Source organism: Bradyrhizobium sp. NC92, from assembly GCF_025200865.1.
In the GTDB taxonomy this organism is placed as follows: Bacteria; Pseudomonadota; Alphaproteobacteria; order Rhizobiales; family Xanthobacteraceae; genus Bradyrhizobium.
Genome location: NZ_CP104171.1, coordinates 7,850,555 through 7,863,651, shown reverse-complemented (window position 1 = coordinate 7,863,651; position 13,097 = coordinate 7,850,555). Strand labels below are relative to the sequence as shown.

Annotated in this window: 14 protein-coding genes and 1 riboswitch; of the genes, 7 read left to right on the top strand and 7 right to left on the bottom strand. The window is 66.3% G+C overall.

Going from position 1 to position 13,097, the window contains the following annotated elements; all coding sequences use genetic code 11:
- Positions 1-153 precede the first annotated feature (153 nt).
- Complete coding sequence (locus N2602_RS36545) at positions 154-528, bottom strand: response regulator (RefSeq protein WP_025033579.1); 375 nt, start codon at positions 526-528, stop codon at positions 154-156.
- 37 nt (positions 529-565) lie between these two features.
- Positions 566-1,444: an MJ0042-type zinc finger domain-containing protein gene (locus tag N2602_RS36540; RefSeq protein WP_260381125.1), complete on the bottom strand. Its 879-nt coding sequence runs from the start codon at positions 1,442-1,444 to the stop codon at positions 566-568.
- Positions 1,445-1,625: 181 nt separating this feature from the next.
- Between N2602_RS36540 and ftsE the strand changes: the two genes are divergently transcribed.
- The 4 genes from ftsE to N2602_RS36520 all read left to right on the top strand — a co-directional run bounded on the left by ftsE (position 1,626) and on the right by N2602_RS36520 (position 4,804).
- Positions 1,626-2,285: a cell division ATP-binding protein FtsE gene (gene ftsE / locus N2602_RS36535; protein ID WP_018646542.1), complete on the top strand. Its 660-nt coding sequence runs from the start codon at positions 1,626-1,628 to the stop codon at positions 2,283-2,285.
- A complete protein-coding gene (locus N2602_RS36530; RefSeq protein ID WP_172789432.1) occupies positions 2,278-3,246 on the top strand; it encodes an ABC transporter permease in 969 nt (322 codons plus the stop codon). The genes ftsE and N2602_RS36530 overlap by 8 nt, the downstream gene beginning before the upstream one ends.
- Before the next feature lie 71 nt (positions 3,247-3,317).
- Complete coding sequence (locus tag N2602_RS36525; RefSeq protein WP_172789431.1) at positions 3,318-4,022, top strand: YdcF family protein; 705 nt, start codon at positions 3,318-3,320, stop codon at positions 4,020-4,022.
- Between the two features lie 11 nt (positions 4,023-4,033).
- Positions 4,034-4,804, top strand: coding sequence for a 1-acyl-sn-glycerol-3-phosphate acyltransferase (locus tag N2602_RS36520; protein ID WP_260381124.1), 771 nt, complete (start codon positions 4,034-4,036; stop codon positions 4,802-4,804).
- Here the strand turns inward: N2602_RS36520 and N2602_RS36515 are convergent.
- Complete coding sequence (locus tag N2602_RS36515) at positions 4,801-5,412, bottom strand: gamma-glutamylcyclotransferase (protein ID WP_172789429.1); 612 nt, start codon at positions 5,410-5,412, stop codon at positions 4,801-4,803. The two genes, N2602_RS36520 and N2602_RS36515, sit on opposite strands and share 4 nt — an antisense overlap.
- Before the next feature lie 110 nt (positions 5,413-5,522).
- Between N2602_RS36515 and N2602_RS36510 the strand changes: the two genes are divergently transcribed.
- Complete coding sequence (locus N2602_RS36510; RefSeq protein ID WP_260381123.1) at positions 5,523-6,707, top strand: DUF2125 domain-containing protein; 1,185 nt, start codon at positions 5,523-5,525, stop codon at positions 6,705-6,707.
- A 117-nt stretch (positions 6,708-6,824) separates the two neighbouring features.
- Here N2602_RS36510 and N2602_RS36505 read toward each other — a convergent pair whose 3' ends face one another.
- Genes N2602_RS36505 through N2602_RS36495 form a run of 3 tightly spaced genes read right to left on the bottom strand, consistent with a single transcriptional unit; the run spans position 6,825 to position 9,736 of the window.
- On the bottom strand, positions 6,825-7,760 hold the full coding sequence (locus N2602_RS36505; protein WP_260381122.1) for a prephenate/arogenate dehydrogenase family protein: 936 nt from the start codon (positions 7,758-7,760) through the stop codon (positions 6,825-6,827).
- Positions 7,757-8,854 (bottom strand): histidinol-phosphate transaminase, encoded by a 1,098-nt coding sequence (hisC, locus tag N2602_RS36500; protein ID WP_260381121.1) that lies wholly within the window; start codon positions 8,852-8,854, stop codon positions 7,757-7,759. Before hisC ends, N2602_RS36505 begins: the two co-directional genes overlap by 4 nt.
- Positions 8,855-8,887: 33 nt before the next feature.
- Positions 8,888-9,736, bottom strand: a complete 849-nt coding sequence (locus N2602_RS36495; RefSeq protein ID WP_172789425.1) for a chorismate mutase — start codon at positions 9,734-9,736, stop codon at positions 8,888-8,890.
- 156 nt (positions 9,737-9,892) lie between these two features.
- Positions 9,893-9,972, top strand: a riboswitch (SAM riboswitch).
- A 93-nt stretch (positions 9,973-10,065) separates the two neighbouring features.
- Here N2602_RS36495 and N2602_RS36490 point away from each other — a divergent pair.
- Positions 10,066-11,268 (top strand): homoserine O-acetyltransferase, encoded by a 1,203-nt coding sequence (locus N2602_RS36490; protein WP_260383801.1) that lies wholly within the window; start codon positions 10,066-10,068, stop codon positions 11,266-11,268.
- Positions 11,269-11,270: 2 nt separating this feature from the next.
- Positions 11,271-11,933: a methionine biosynthesis protein MetW gene (gene metW / locus N2602_RS36485; protein ID WP_197950253.1), complete on the top strand. Its 663-nt coding sequence runs from the start codon at positions 11,271-11,273 to the stop codon at positions 11,931-11,933.
- 117 nt (positions 11,934-12,050) lie between these two features.
- On the opposite strand, the gene N2602_RS36480 is transcribed toward metW, so the two are convergent.
- Positions 12,051-12,914 (bottom strand): alpha/beta fold hydrolase, encoded by an 864-nt coding sequence (locus N2602_RS36480; RefSeq protein WP_260381120.1) that lies wholly within the window; start codon positions 12,912-12,914, stop codon positions 12,051-12,053.
- Positions 12,915-13,097 lie beyond the last annotated feature (183 nt).

Below are 13,097 nucleotides of genomic sequence, written 5' to 3'. Positions count from 1 at the left end.
GCTACGTCCTCGTCATTGCGAGCGAAGCGAAGCAATCCAGAGTTTTTCCGCCGAGGCATTCTGGATTGCTGCGTCGCGAGGGCTCCTCGCAATGACGAAGTAGATGCCTTGCGCGCCAGTCCTTCAACGGCGAAGGCGGCTGTCGTTCGGACGCTAACCTTTCTTCGCGGCCAGCGCATCGGCAACCGCCGTGCGGATATCCGCGACCGAGAACGGTTTGGTCACGACGTCATGCACCAGCGCGTTCAGGTTCGAGGCGCGCTCGCGCTGGTCGGCAAAGCCGGTCATCAGCAAAATGGTCAGGTCAGGGAAATCGCGCGCGGCGGAGAGCGCCAGCGCGATGCCGTCCATCACCGGCATCTGGATGTCGGTGAGCAACAGGTCGAAGGCGCCATCCTCGCGGGTCAGGATCTCCAGTGCCTCGGCGCCGTCCTGAGCGGTGACGGTCTCATGGCCGTCCATGGCGATGGCGCGCGCCACCAGCGTGCGCATCGAATCCTCGTCGTCGGCGATCAGGATTTTCGGCATGAGACCAACCTTGGGACAAACGCCCTTGCGGGGGCGATTATACGCTGCCGCCGGCAATGTCGCGCCGGTTGAAGAAACGAACGTCGATGTTGCGGCCCTCCGGCGGCGGCGAGGCCAGGCGTGAGCGGAAGAAGGCGCGCTCGCCGGGCCGCAGCACGGTCTGCTCCAGCACCGCGTTCCAGGCATAGATCTCCGCGCCTTGGGCGTCGCGCACGGCAAAGCGCAATCGCGGAATGTCGAGCGGCTTCTTGCCCTCGCCGACGATCACGCCCTCGATCACCAGCACCTGCTTACCGTCCACGGTCTCGCTGGAGAGCTTGACGTCCTTGAAGGCGAGGCCCCGCAGGTTCACCTCGAGCCCGACCATCTGGTAGAACGCCGCCGTCTGGGGCAGCAGCCGCACCACGTCGCCCCGCCAGATCACCAGTGCCAGCACCAGCGCGCCCATCGCGGCACAGGCGGTGGGCAGGCCAAGATAGGATTTGCGCGGAGCCGCGGGGGCGACCGGACGGCTCACCCGCGCGCCGCGGCGGGGGAACAGGCCGCGGAACCAGGACTGGTGCTGCGCGCCGGCGACCTCCTCTTCGGCCTGCCGGGCCGCTGCTGACCATTCGTCCTCGGTTTCGCGGGCGTGCTCGTCCGGCCAGTCGCTGGCGATCGAGGGGCTATCGACGACGGGTGCATCAGTGGCGCCGTCGTCCTTGGCATAGGAGTTCCATTGTTCGGCGAGGTCGGACTGGTCGTCAGCCCGGCTGGCCGCGGCCATGGCCGGAACGGATGCCTCCTCGATGGCGTCCTCGGCATGGGCGATCCAGGTCTCCTTGCAGCGGGAGCAGCGGACCGCCCGCCCGTTCGCCCCAAGGCTCGCGAGCTTGATGGCGTAGGATGTCATACAATGGGGGCAGACGATATGCATGGACGAGCCTTGATGCATGAACGAAGGTCTTGACGATGCCATGGTCGCGGAGAACCGGGCGCCCCTTATGCTACAGGGCGACCGTTAACGAACCGGAAACCATAACGGCGGCAAAACCCGTTGATCGCGTATGGCGGAGCGCCGCAATGCGACCCGCGCCCCCTCTCGAACGGAGCTGAGCTTGGTTCGGTTCGAAAATGTCGGATTGCGTTACGGTCTGGGGCCGGAGATCCTGCGCGACCTCAGCTTCCAGATTCCCGCGCATTCCTTCCAGTTTCTCACCGGACCGTCCGGCGCCGGCAAGACGTCGCTGCTGCGCCTGTTGTTCCTGTCGCATCGACCGACGCGGGGCCTCGTCAATCTGTTCGGTCATGACATCTCGCAGCTCGGCAAGGACGAGATCGCGGATTTGCGCAAGCGCATCGGCATCGTGCTCCAGGATTTCCGCCTGCTCGATCACATGACGACTTATGAGAACGTCGCGCTGCCGTTCCGCGTCATGGGCCGCAGCGAGTCGAGCTACCGCAAGGAGGTGATCGACCTGTTGCGCTGGGTCGGCCTCGGCGATCGCATGGACGCGCTGCCGCCGATCCTGTCGGGCGGCGAGAAGCAGCGCGCGGCGATCGCGCGCGCCGTGATTTCGCGGCCGCAGCTGCTGCTCGCGGACGAGCCGACCGGCAGCGTCGATCCGACGCTCGGTCGCCGCCTGCTGCGACTCTTCATCGAGCTCAACAAATCAGGCACCGCCGTCATCATCGCCACCCACGACATTGGGCTGATGGACCAGTACGAAGCACGGCGGCTGGTGCTGCACCAGGGACGGCTGCACGTCTATGAGTAGGCTGGACGAGCGCGGCGTGCTGGTCGATCTCGGACAGGAGCGTCCGCAGCTTCCGGCCAAGGCGCGCAACATGTCGCCGATCGTGCCGCGCGCCTCGATCCACGGCAGAGCGCTGGTTGCGGTGGTCGCCATCATGACGTTCCTCGCCTCGATAGCCACCGGCACGGTGCTGCTGGTGAGTGCCTCCGCCGCCGAATGGCAGTCGGATGTCGCGAGCGAAATCACGATCCAGATTCGTCCGCAGGCCGGCCGTGACCTCGAGCGCGACACCGCAGCCGTGGCGGAGGCGATGCGCGCGCAGGCCGGCATCGTCGAGGTCAAGCCGTTCACCAGGGAGGAGAGCGGCAAGCTGCTCGAGCCCTGGCTCGGCACCGGCCTGTCGATGGACGATCTGCCGGTACCGCGCGTGATCATCGCGCGCGTGCAGCCGGGCACGCCGCTCGATCTCGGCGCCTTGCGCGCGCGCGTCGCGCAGGTCGCGCCGGGCGCCAGTGTCGACGATCACCGCGCCTGGATCGAGCGCATGCGCCTGATGACGAACGCCACGGTGCTGGCCGGCCTCGGCATCCTCGCGCTCGTCATCGTCGCAACCATCATCTCGGTGTCGTTCGCGACGCGCGGCGCCATGGCGGCCAACCGTCCGATCGTCGAGGTCCTGCATTTCGTCGGCGCCGGCGACCGCTACATCGCCAACCACTTCCTGCGTCATTTCCTCCGGCTGGGCCTGGAGGGCGGCGTGATCGGCGGCGGTGCCGCCATGCTGATGTTCGGCTTCTCCGAGTCCATCGCAGGCTGGTTTTCCGGGACGCCCGTCGGCGACCAGTTCGCCGCGCTGCTCGGCACCTTCTCGCTGCGCCCGTCCGGCTACATCGTGCTCGCGGTGCAGGCCGTGCTGATCGGCGGCATCACCGCGGTCGCCTCGCGCCAGACGCTGTTCGCGACGTTGAATGACGTCGACTAGGCTTGATAACCGGACTCCACTTCGCCTCAAAACGTCATAAAATCACATCGGGAAGGGATCACCGACATCGCATGACCTCGCCGACCGACGATCGATCGCCGAAACTGCCGCGCGGCTGGCTGCGCGCGACAATCGTGTCGACGATCGCGCTCGCCTTCGTCGGCGCGGCGGCGGGGTTCGTTGCATTCCTGTCGCAATTGCGCGGCGCCGAGACGGTGCCGGACCGCAAGGCGGACGGCATCGTGGTGCTGACCGGCGGCTCCTCGCGGGTATCGGATGCGATGGAGCTGCTGGCTGCCGGCTACGGCAGGCGGCTTCTGATCTCCGGCGTGCATCCGACCTCGACGGCGAGCGACATCTCCCGGACCTTGCCGGAGAACCAGTCCTTCATGACCTGCTGCGTCGATCTCGACCGCACCGCGCTGTCAACCCGCGGCAACGCGGCGGAGGCGCGGCGCTGGGCCGAGGGGCGCCGATTTACATCTCTGATCGTGGTCACCTCGAACTATCACATGCCGCGCGCGCTGGTGGAATTCTCGCATGCGATGCCACGGACGACGCTGATCCCGTTCGCGGTGGTCGGCGAAAAATGGCGCGAGGAGCCGTGGTGGACCTCGGGCTCGACGCTGCGGCTGCTCTTGTCCGAATACGTCAAGTACGTTGCGGCCGAGCTCAGGGTGCGGCTGGAGGATTTCGGGATTGACCTTTGGCCCGAGATGTCGGAGCAGCCTGCAGGTCAGCAACCGAAGCGGCCCGCCACCGCACAGGCCAATTGATCGGACCATCGATGTTTCTGATTTTCCTGCGCTCGCTCGTGTTCAACGTACTGTTCTATGCCGTGCTGGTCCTTCTCGCGATCGTTGCGCTGCCGACCTTTGCATTGCCGCCGCGCGCAATGCTCACGGTGGCGGAATGGTGGGCCAAGGCGACGCTGGTCCTGATGCGCGTGGTCTGCAACATCAAGGTGGAATTCCGCGGGGTGGAGAAGATCCCGACAGGACCGCTGCTGATCGTGGCCAAGCATCAGTCGTTCTGGGAGACCTTCGTGCTGCCGGGTTTCTTCAACCGGCCGATCTTCATCCTCAAGCGCCAGCTGATGCAGATCCCGGTGTTCGGCCAGTTCCTGGTCAAGACCGGGATGATCGGGATCGACCGCAATGCCGGCGTGAAGGCGCTTCTGGACATGACGCGCCGCGCGCGCGAGGGGGTGCGCAGCGGAAAGCAGCTCGTGATCTTTCCGGAAGGCACGCGCCGCGCGCCGGGCGCGCCGCCCGACTACAAGACCGGCTTTGCACAGATCTATTCCTCCTGCGGCGTGCCGTGCCTGCCGGTCGCGCTCAATTCCGGCCTGTTCTGGCCGCGACGCACTTTCATGCGCTATCCCGGCACGCTGGTGGTGGAGTTTCTCGAGCCGTTGCCGCCGGGTCTGTCGAAGGACGAGTTTCTCGCGCGCGTGCAAGCGGCGGTCGAGGACGCGACCGGTCGCCTCGTCGAAGCAGGGCGGAAAGAGCAGGAGCGGTTGATCGGCTCGGCGCCGAGCTACGCGCCGACCGGCTAGCGGCTTTCGCGATCTTCGTGCCGATCCGTCGCGTGCAGCGAGTGCGCATCACCATGCAGCATCAATGCAAGCTGATGCAGCTGGGTGTCGCGAAAGCCTTCGGCCTCGATCGCCTTCACCGTTGCGGTGACGTAATCGCGGTTGGCGCCGGACTGCCCGTGGCCCTGGACGACGTGGCGGTGCTGCTCGGCGAGCGAGAGGCGGCCGGCATATTGCACATGGCCGCGGTCGACGACGTAGGCGAGTGCGGAGACGCGCTGGCGCGCATCGTTCTCCAGCCACACCGAGCGCATCACCTCGCGATAGACCGAGGTGACCTGCTCGCGTGCGCGCAAATATGCGACCACCTCGGCACGGTTCTTCTCGGCGACGCGGAAGGCGATGCCGCGGCAGGCGCCGCCGCGGTCGAGCCCGAGCACCAGGCCCGGCTTCTCCGGCGTGCCGCGATGCACGAAGGAATAGACGCAGAGCGCGCGGTGCTCGCCGACCAGCCGCGCCGGGACGCGCTCCTCGAAGTCGAAGCCCGGCCGCCACATCAGCGAGCCGTAGCCGAACACCCAGAGGTCGCCCGTGGCTGTGGTGACGGAGGGGAGGGTGATTTCCGACATTTCGGGCACGGCTACCAGAACCCTGCGCCCAAGCGAAGCGATTTCTGCGCCTTTCGTCGCAGGCCGGCACCGCTTACATTTGCCTGAATCTGGCGTCAAAGGGTCGCCGCATGTCCAATATGACCGTTGCCACAGGCCGCCGCTCCCGCTGGGGCCTCTTCATCGCCCCCGTTCTCGTCCTGGTCCTTGCCGTCGCCTGGAGCTGCTTCTGGTTCTATGCGGCGTCGCAGGCCGAAATCGCCGCCGACGCCTGGCGGGCGCAGGAGGCCAAGGCCGGCCGCATCTACGATTGTGCCAAACGCTCGATCGCCGGCTTCCCGTTCCGCTTCGAGGTCCAGTGCTCCGGCGCCAGCGTCGCCCTGGTCTCGCAGAATGCGAGCAAGACGCCGTTCACGGCCAAGCTCGACAACATCCTGGTCGTGGCCCAGGTCTACGACCCCAAGCGCATCATCGCCGAATTCTCCGCGCCCGCGACGCTGATCGACGGCGTCACGCAAAACACTTTCACTGTGAACTGGAGCAAGGGCCGCGCCAGCGTGGCGGGCCTGCCGGCGGTGCCGGATCGCGCTTCCATCGTGTTCGACGAGCCCAGCCTCAACCGTCTCGATGGCAGCGTGCAGGTGCCGCTTGCGCGCGCCAAGCAAGTCGAACTGCATGGCCGTCTCGCCGACGGATCACCATCGGATCATCCTGTAATCGAGACCGTGCTCCATGTCGCGCAGGGCAGCATCCAGGGCGTGCATCCGCTGCTCGCCGAGCCGTTCGAGGCGGACACTCGCGCCAAGATCACCGGCCTCTCCGACCTCACGCCAAAGCCCTGGCCGCAGCGCTTCCGCGAGATCCAGGCCGCCGGCGGTCATATCGAGATCGTGCAGTCGCGCATCCAGCAGGGCGAGATGATCGCGGTCGCGGCCGGCACGCTCGGCCTGTCGCCCAATGGCCGGCTCGACGGCGAATTGCAGATGACGGTGACCGGCCTCGAGCGCGTGATCCCGGCGCTCGGCATCGAGAAGATGCTGGAGGAGGGCGTGCCGCAGGCAACGCTCGACCGCCTCGCGCCCGGCGTGAAGTCGCAGGACCTCAACAATCTGTTCGGCGCACTCGACCGCGCCGTGCCCGGCCTCGGCAAGGTCATCAAGCAGAACGCCAATGCCGGCGTCGCCGCCGGCATCAATTCGATCGGCACCGAGAGCACGCTCGAAGGCAAGAAGGCGCGGAGCTTCCCGCTGAAATTCGTCGATGGCGCCGTGCTGCTCGGCCCGGTCAAGGTCGGCCAGATCCCGCCGCTGTATTGAAGACTCTCTCGTCATTCCGGGGCGATGCGTAGCATCGAACCCGGAATCCATTTCACAGCGTGCGCTGCGGCCCTCCGGGCTCGCCCCTTCGGGGCGCCCCGGAATGACGGGGTGACGCTACGGCTTCTTCAGCGCCGCATGCGGCCGGCCGAAATCGGGCGCGGCTGAATCCTGGCCGATCTCGACGATGCCGCGGCGGATGGCGCGGGTGCGGGTGAAGTGGTCGAACAGCGCCTCCCCATCGCCGCGACGGATCGCGCGGGTGAGCTTTGCCAGATCCTCGGTGAAGGTGCCGAGCATCTCCAGCACGGCCTCCTTGTTGGCGAGGAAGACGTCGCGCCACATCGTCGGGTCGGAGGCCGCGATACGGGTGAAATCGCGAAAGCCGCCGGCGGAGAATTTGATCACCTCGGATTCCGTCACCTGCGCCAGCTCGTCGGCGGTGCCGACGATGGTGTAGGCGATGAGATGCGGCAGATGGCTGGTGATGGCGAGCACGAGGTCATGATGATCCGGCGTCATCACCTCGACCTTGGCGCCCATCGCCGCCCAGAACGCGCGCAGGCGGTCGGTCGCCGCGGCATCGACGCCTTCGGGCGGGGTCAGGATGCACCAGCGGTTGATGAAGAGCTCGGCGAAACCAGAGTCCGGCCCGGAATGCTCGGTGCCCGCCACCGGATGCGCCGGGACGAAATGAATGCCGCTCGGCAGATGCGGGGCCATGTCCCTGACCACCGCGCCCTTGACCGAGCCAACGTCGGAGACGATCGCCCCCAGCTTGAGATGGGCAGCGATCTCCTGCGCCACGGGTCCGCAGGCGCCGACGGGAATGCAGAGGATGACGAGATCGGCGTCCTTCACGGCCTCAGCATTGGTCGCCACGACCTGATCCACGATGCCGAGCTCGGCGACGCGTGCGCGCGTCTTTTCGGAGCGTGCGGTGGTGACGATTTCACCGGCCAGCCCCTGGAGCTTCGCAGCGCGCGCGATCGAGCCGCCGATCAGGCCGAAGCCGATCAGCGCAACGCGCTGGAAGTGCGCCTGCGCACTCATTTGCCGCCCATGAAGTCGCGCAAGCCGTCGACCACGAGGCGGTTGGCCTCCTCGGTGCCGATCGTCATGCGCAGCGCATGCGGCAGGCCGTAGTTCTTCAGGCCGCGCAGCACGAGTCCACGCTTGGTCAGGAAGGCGTCGGCGTCGTCAGCGGTCTTGCCCTTGTCCGTCGGGAAATGGATCAGCACGAAATTGGCGACGCTCGGCGTCACCTTCAGCCCGAGCTTGCCGATCTCCTCGGTGAGCCAGTTGCGCCAGGTCTCGGTGAACTGCTTTGACATCGCCTGATGCGCGGTGTCCTCGATCGCGGCGACCGCGGCATACATCGCCGGCGTCGACACGTTGAAGGGACCGCGGATGCGGTTGACCGCGTCGATGATGTGCTCGGGCCCGAACATCCAGCCGATGCGCAGTGCAGCCAGGCCATGGATCTTGGAGAAGGTGTGCGTCACCACCGTGTTCTCGGTGGTGGCGACGAGCTCGATCCCCATCTCATAGTCGTTGCGCGAGACGTAATCGCAATAGGCGGCATCCAGCACCAGCAGCACGTGCGAGGGCAGGCCGGCACGCAGCCGCTTGACCTCGTCGAACGGCAGATAGGTGCCGGTCGGGTTGTTGGGGTTGGCGAGCCAGACCAGCTTCGTCTTCGGCGTCACCGCCTTCAGGATGGCGTCGACGTCGGCGGTGAGGTTGGTCTCCTTGGCGATGACGTTCCTGGCGCCGACCGCCATGGTCGCGATCGGGTAGACCAGGAAGCCGTGCGTGGTGGAGATCGCCTCGTCGCCTTGGCTGAGATAGGTGTGCGCGAGCAGATTGAGGATCTCGTCCGAGCCGGCGCCGCAGATGATGCGGTTGGGGTCGAGCCCGAACGAGCGGCCGATCGCCTCGCGCAGCACACGCGAGGTGCCTTCCGGATAGTCTTCCAGATGGTCCGCCACGCGCTTGAACGCCTCGATCGCCTTGGGCGAGGGCCCGAACGGCGTCTCGTTGGCGGAGAGCTTGAACACCTTGCGGCCCGGCTCCGGCACCGGGCTCTTGCCGGGCGTGTAGGGCGCAATATCGAGAATGCCGGGATTCGGCACGGGGCGGGACATCTTGGACTCCGGATAGGCTGGGCGGCTCGCGATTTACGATTTCGGCCCGGTCGGGGGCACCGTATAGCGCGTTGCGTGGCTGCCGACGAGGGCCACAGAGCGAACCGAGGCCCCCGCCTCGATCAGGGCAGCCCTGATTTTGTCGATGCTGGTCGCGCTGGTGACCGAGACCAGCAGCGCCGCGCCGTCGAAGGCGGTATCGGGCACCGCAACGATCTCGGCGAGCGGCGACAGCGCGCGGGCGACCTCGGCGTTCCATCCGGAGACGCGCACGCTGAAGGTCTCGACCTCTGTCACCAGGGCGCTGTCGGCGACGCGCGAGATCGCGAACACCGGCAGCGAGGCCGGATGGTCGGCACGCTCGACGAAGGGCATCCGTGCGATGATCTTGGGCGCGCCGTCGGCTTCCAGCTCCAGCCACCACGGCGTGCGGCTCGAGGTCGCCGAGACCAGCGCCAGGTCGCCCTTGGATTTCGCCACCGCCTCGACCGCGGCCTGCGCGCTGAAATGCGCGACGTAAGGCACCGTGAAGCCGAAATGGAAGCGCACGGAATCGCGCATCGCCGGTTCGCTCACCGAGATGTCGGCATGCACGGAGAACGGCGCCTGCACATAGGTGAAGGTCGAGATGATGACGCGCCAGATGCTCTCGACCGTGTCGAGCGGCAGGATGCCGCGATGACGCTGCACGATCTCGCGCATCATGGAAGCCTCGCGCGCGGGGCGGAACGCCGAGCCGACCTCCTGGGTCTGCTTCACCTGGATCAGCCGGTCGATGATGTCGCCGCGCTGCATGAGGAGGCGATGCATGCCCTCGTCGATCGCGTCGATCTCCTTGCGCAGTTCCTGCAGCGATGGTGGCGCGGGCGGGCGTTGGGACATGTCTGGTCGTCGATCGTTCCGATGGGGGATGTCCTGATTAGGCAGTCGTGGCGGCGAAAGCAAAGAGAAATGACGTGCTTTGCGGGCGACGCGACTGAGGCGAATTGGGCCGATCCGGGCCGCGACTTGACGAAAACCGCCCAAGACGGTAGCTTTTGCCCGTTCCGTGGTCATTTGAGCCGGCCGGCTTGCAGCCACGTTAAAAAACTCGCTAAACAGGCCGGGGACGCTTCCGATCCCGGCCGAACCTATCGTTCAGGCCGGGTTTTTCATGGCCTGATGTCAGCGGCGCGCTCGAGCAGCCAGTCGCAAACGAGGTCATGTCCGAGATGGGTAGCGTCAAGTCGATACCGAGTCCTGCGATCAGCGCCGACGAGCGGTCGCATGAGGTGGACCATCCAAGCTCGCTGATTGCGCATTTCGGCACCGAGCAGCCGCTGCGGCTCGATTGCGGCGTCGATCTCACCCCGTTCCAGATCGCCTACCAGACCTATGGCGAGCTCAACGCCGATCGCTCCAATGCCGTGCTGATCTGCCATGCGCTGACCGGCGACCAGCATGTCGCCAACGTGCATCCCGTCACCGGCAAGCCGGGCTGGTGGGAGACGCTGGTCGGCCCCGGCCGCCCCATCGATCCCAAGCACTACTTCATCATCTGCTCCAACGTGATCGGCGGCTGCATGGGCTCGACCGGGCCGGCGTCGATCAATCCCGCCACCGGCAAGGTCTGGGGCCTGGATTTCCCCGTCATCACCATCCCCGACATGGTGCGCGCGCAGGCGATGCTGATCGACCGGCTTGGCATCGACACGCTGTTTGCGGTCGTCGGCGGCTCGATGGGCGGCATGCAGGTGCTGCAATGGACCGCGGCCTATCCTGAGCGTGTGTTTTCTGCGCTGGCGATTGCCTGCGCGACGCGGCACTCGGCGCAGAACATCGCCTTCCACGAGCTCGGCCGCCAGGCCGTGATGGCCGACCCCGACTGGCACGGTGGCGGCTATGCCGATCGCGGCATCCATCCGCATCGCGGGCTCGCGGTGGCGCGGATGGCGGCGCACATCACCTATCTCTCGGACGCGGCGCTGCATCGCAAGTTCGGCCGGCGCATGCAGGATCGCGAGCTGCCGACCTTCTCGTTCGACGCCGACTTCCAGGTGGAATCCTATCTGCGTTACCAGGGTTCGTCCTTCGTCGAGCGCTTCGACGCCAATTCCTATCTCTATCTGACGCGGGCGATGGACTATTTCGACATCGCCGCCGATCATGGCGGCGTGCTGGCCAAGGCCTTCGCCGACATCAAGACCCGCTTCTGCGTGGTCTCCTTCACCAGCGACTGGCTGTTCCCGACCTCGGAATCGCGCGCGCTGGTGCACGCGCTGAACGCCTCAAGCGCGCGGGTGTCGTTCGCCGAGATCGAGACCGATCGCGGCCATGACGCCTTCCTGCTCGACGTGCCCGAATTCTTCGACATCTCCCGCGCCTTCCTGCAATCGGCAGGCAAGGCCCGCGGGCTCAGCCTCGAGGACCGCTAGCGATGTCCGTCCAGGAAGTGCTGCCGCTGAACGGCGTTGCGGCCGCGCCGTCCGGCCAGTTTCGCGCCGATCATCTGCTGGTCGCCGAGATGGTCAAGCCGGGCTCGAAGGTGCTCGACGTCGGCTGCGGCGACGGCGATCTGCTTCAGCTGCTGGAGACCCGCGGCATCGACGGCCGCGGCATCGAGCTGTCCCGCGAGGGCGTCAACCGCTGCGTCGCCAAGGGGCTCGCGGTGGTGCAGGGTGATGCCGATACCGATCTCGTCAATTATCCCGACGATGCCTTCGACTACGTGATCCTGTCGCAGACGCTGCAGGCGACGCGGCAGCCGAAGGTCGTGCTGGAGAATCTGCTGCGCATCGGCCGCCGCGCCATCGTCTCGTTCCCGAATTTCGGGTTCTGGAAGATGCGGCTCCAGCTCCTGATCGGCGGCCACATGCCGCGCACGGAGAATCTGCCGGCGACCTGGTACGACACCGCCAACATCCATTTCTGCACCATCAAGGATTTCGTGCAGCTCTGCGACGAGATCAACGTCAAGATGGAGCGCTCGGTCGCGCTCGATCTCTACGGCCGCCCGGTGCCGCTGAACCTGCCCTGGTGGGTGTGGAACATGTTCGGCGAGCAGGCGGTGTTCTTGCTGAGCCGGGGCGGGGGGAAATAGTCCCCGTCGTCATTGCGAGGAGCTCTTGCGACGAAGCAATCCAGGCTGTCTCCGCGGAGGGATTCTGGATTGCTTCGCTGCGCTCGCAATGACGGAGTACGGGGCAGCGCATCTGCCTTAATGCGCCGCCAGCGACCGCGGATCCCGCACCGGCCATCGCCCCGCTTCCACCAGCGTCACGAACCGCTCCACGCTCTCGTTGAACAGCGCGGGCTCCTCCAGATTGAGCACGTGGCCCGACTTCGGAAACATCGCGAGCCCCGCCGCGGGCAGATGCTTCTTCAGGAACAGGCTCGGCCCGATGCACGGATCGTCCTCGTCGCCGCAGATGATCAGCGCCGGCGTCGCCGCCTTCGCGATCGCCTCCGTCATCGTGTAGATCGAGGGACGGCCGCCCTGAAATCCGCGCATGGTACGCGCCGATCCCCTGGCATCGTGCCGCGCCAGCGCGGCGTAGAAATCGGCATGCCCGCGCGGGTCCTTCACCAGGAACGGAATCCGGCTCGGCGCCTCGCGCGTGACTTTCGCGACCTCGGCGGAGCCCAGCGTCTCGAACTGCTCGGCATTGGCGCGGCACTGCTTGCGCCAGGCCTCGAGGTTATCGAGCTCCGAGCCGGAGCCGACGCCGGCCAGCGTCATCGACAGCGCGCGCTTCGGTGCGTTCAACCCGATCTGCAGCGAGGAATAGGCGCCCATCGACAGGCCGACGAGATGGGCGCGCTCGATGCCGAGATGATCGAGCACGGCGAGCGCATCGGTGTAGAAATGCGTGTAGGTGTAGACCTCGCCGTCAGGCACGTCCGAGGGCGTGTAGCCGCGCGCCGAATAGGTGATGCAGCGATGGCCACGCGAGAAGTAGCGCATCTGCGGCTCCCAATTGGTGTAGTCGGCCGCGAACTCATGCAGAAAAAGGATCGGCGTTCCCTGGCCCGCCTCCTCGAAATAAATGCGGACGCCGTCCCTGGTCGTGGCGTGGGGCATTAACCGTTTCCCTCTGTTTCAAGCCGTGCTTCAGGATCGCAGTTAACGCTGTTGTCGGCAATGCGGCAGCCGCAGCCGAGCACAAACACAAAATCATCGCAGCTATTCGCCGACGTCGCGTCTTTTTCTCGCCACATCGGGCGGCTTAACGGCCAAACGGATGTCGGCCATTGCACGGGCCGG

Coding starts and splice junctions, on each gene's coding strand:
- N2602_RS36545 (WP_025033579.1), bottom strand. CDS start 528: ATGCCGAAAATCCTGATCGCCGACGACGAGGATTCGATGCGCACGCTG.
- N2602_RS36540 (WP_260381125.1), bottom strand. CDS start 1,444: ATGCATATCGTCTGCCCCCATTGTATGACATCCTACGCCATCAAGCTC.
- N2602_RS36530 (WP_172789432.1), top strand. CDS start 2,278: ATGAGTAGGCTGGACGAGCGCGGCGTGCTGGTCGATCTCGGACAGGAG.
- N2602_RS36525 (WP_172789431.1), top strand. CDS start 3,318: ATGACCTCGCCGACCGACGATCGATCGCCGAAACTGCCGCGCGGCTGG.
- N2602_RS36520 (WP_260381124.1), top strand. CDS start 4,034: ATGTTTCTGATTTTCCTGCGCTCGCTCGTGTTCAACGTACTGTTCTAT.
- N2602_RS36515 (WP_172789429.1), bottom strand. CDS start 5,412: ATGTCGGAAATCACCCTCCCCTCCGTCACCACAGCCACGGGCGACCTC.
- N2602_RS36510 (WP_260381123.1), top strand. CDS start 5,523: ATGTCCAATATGACCGTTGCCACAGGCCGCCGCTCCCGCTGGGGCCTC.
- N2602_RS36505 (WP_260381122.1), bottom strand. CDS start 7,760: ATGAGTGCGCAGGCGCACTTCCAGCGCGTTGCGCTGATCGGCTTCGGC.
- hisC (WP_260381121.1), bottom strand. CDS start 8,854: ATGTCCCGCCCCGTGCCGAATCCCGGCATTCTCGATATTGCGCCCTAC.
- N2602_RS36495 (WP_172789425.1), bottom strand. CDS start 9,736: ATGTCCCAACGCCCGCCCGCGCCACCATCGCTGCAGGAACTGCGCAAG.
- N2602_RS36490 (WP_260383801.1), top strand. CDS start 10,066: ATGGGTAGCGTCAAGTCGATACCGAGTCCTGCGATCAGCGCCGACGAG.
- metW (WP_197950253.1), top strand. CDS start 11,271: ATGTCCGTCCAGGAAGTGCTGCCGCTGAACGGCGTTGCGGCCGCGCCG.
- N2602_RS36480 (WP_260381120.1), bottom strand. CDS start 12,914: ATGCCCCACGCCACGACCAGGGACGGCGTCCGCATTTATTTCGAGGAG.